Genomic DNA, 622 nt, shown 5'->3' on the forward strand with positions numbered 1-622 from the left:
ATCCTTGAAGTAGTAGTGCGCCGAGTGCTCACCACCGAAGATCGCACCCGTCCTCGCCATCTCCTCCTTGATGAAGGAATGACCCACCCGCGTACGGACCGGCGTGCCACCGTTCTCACGGACCACCTCCGGAACCGACCACGAAGTGATCAGGTTGTGGATCACCGTCCCCGAACCACCATGACGGGCCAGCTCACGCGCCGCGACCAACGCCGTGATCGCCGACGGGGACACACCCACACCCCGCTCGTCCACGATGAAACAACGGTCCGCATCACCGTCGAACGCGATGCCGAGGTCGGCACCCTCCGCCAGGACACGAGCCTGAAGATCCACAATGTTCTTCGGGTCGAGAGGATTGGCCTCGTGGTTCGGGAACGTCCCGTCCAACTCGAAATACATCGGCACCACATCCAGCGGCAGACCCTCGAACACCGTCGGAACCGTGTGACCGCCCATACCGTTGCCCGCATCCACCACCACCTTCAAAGGGCGGATCGACGACAGGTCCACCAAACCCTTCAAATGCGCCGCATACCCGGGAAGGCTGTCCAGCTCCGACACCGAACCGGGCACCGTGCCCCCCGGAACGGACGGGGCACCCGCCTCCGACCACCCCTCC

General features: G+C 64.1%; 1 protein-coding gene. It reads right to left on the bottom strand.

The window, feature by feature from the left end:
• Nucleotides 1-622 (bottom strand): phosphohexomutase domain-containing protein (locus IE257_RS37765; protein WP_506358609.1); only part of this gene is annotated, 622 nt, incomplete at both ends.

The organism is Streptomyces avidinii (genome assembly GCF_014650695.1).
Taxonomy (GTDB): Bacteria; Actinomycetota; Actinomycetes; order Streptomycetales; family Streptomycetaceae; genus Streptomyces; species Streptomyces avidinii.